The following is a 1,435-nucleotide window of genomic DNA, read 5'->3' on the forward strand; positions in this document are numbered from 1 at the left end:
ACTTTAAACTCAGTTGCATCCGTTACCCATTTCTGACCAGGTTTAGTCGCCTTAAAATCACGGTTTAATAGATTGGGTACAGCACCAAGACGACCTTTATAAGAACGATATTTTTTTCCTCTTATCAAGGATTTTAATCCCATTTCTTTCATTAAACGTAGCACCTTTTTATGATTCACAATGACATTCTTATTTTGTAATTCAGCCGTAATTCGTCGATAACCATAGCGACTAAAGTTATCTTCATAAATCTTGATAATAAGCGCTTTTAATTCACTATTTTTATCAATTTTAGATTTAGCCGAATCGTGATAGTAAAAAGTGCTTCGCGACAAACCTGATGCGCTAAGCAATTTATTTAAGGGGTATTTTTTCCTTAATTCATCAACTATTTGATACTTTTCTTTTTTTCCAATCTCTTTTGCCGAAGTAAGGCATCCAACTTTTTTAGATAAGCCACCTCCACTTCAAGGTCACTGACCATTTCGAGCAATTCTTCTTTTGTTTTTTCACTATTTTTTTTAACTTTTTGAGCCATTTTTTTATCCGCTTTTCCCTGTGGTGGATTCAGTGTCATTGAAAAACCTGCTTTGCCATATTTTTGATATATTTTAAACCAGCGACCTACATGTCCAAAGTGGATATCAAACGCCAAAGCAGTTTTATTTTGTGAAAGATGATTGTCTATAAAATACCTGACCACTTTGTATTTAAACTCTGGAGAAAAACACCTTGGTTTTGTGACGGGTTTTAGTCCTTCAATTCCTTTTCTTCTATATAAATTTACCCAACATTCAACTGTATTAGCAGGCATTTGGAAGCGTCGGGCGGTTAAACCATAACCATCATTACTATTGAAATAATGTTCAATAACTTGTTTTTTAAAATCGAATGTATATTTTTTTGCCATAATTTTGTTCCCAAAAGTAGATTTAAACAATCCAACTTTTGGGGGGCAGTTCAAATTCCCTTAGCAATCCCGCGCTTGGCTGCAGAATGTGGCCTGCGGCTGCCCTCCGCCGCCACTCGGTCTTAACGCACCGTTTGTGATGCGTTCCCGACGCAGCACAAACTCGCCAAACATCCTGTTTGGCGTGCTAACCTCGCTCTGTTGTCGGCACATTCTGACGCCGGAATAAGACAAATAACATAACTATCGTTTTTGGGATGGGTTGTTGTGTTTTTATTAGGCGGTTTTTGTTAAAAAATAGCTCAAAAAACTTTAATAAAATCAATACCTTTTCTGACCGATTTTTGGCGGAAAATCAGGTCTTTTTTTGGGTTGGTGAATAGAATAAATTGGGTGCGCAGGTTTCGGACGTTTTGAGCTTAGGTGAATAAAATAGCTACAGTGACCACGTCCGAGCTAAGGGAATTAAAGCGAATGAACTGCCCCCCAAAAGTTGGATTGTTTAAATCTACTTTTGGGAATAAA

The 1,435-nt window shown here is 37.1% G+C and carries 2 protein-coding genes; both read right to left on the minus strand.

Features of this window, described 5'->3' with window-relative positions:
* The coding region (locus GQ598_RS10840) for an IS3 family transposase (RefSeq protein WP_160404125.1) at positions 1-335 on the minus strand (335 nt) is incomplete at its 3' end.
* A gap of 53 nt (positions 336-388) precedes the next feature.
* Complete coding sequence (locus GQ598_RS10845; protein WP_160404126.1) at positions 389-910, minus strand: helix-turn-helix domain-containing protein; 522 nt, start codon at positions 908-910, stop codon at positions 389-391.
* Between the last annotated feature and the right edge of the window lie 525 nt (positions 911-1,435).

This window comes from Gilliamella sp. Pas-s95 (assembly GCF_009795795.1).
Classification (GTDB): Bacteria; Pseudomonadota; Gammaproteobacteria; order Enterobacterales; family Orbaceae; genus Gilliamella; species Gilliamella bombicola.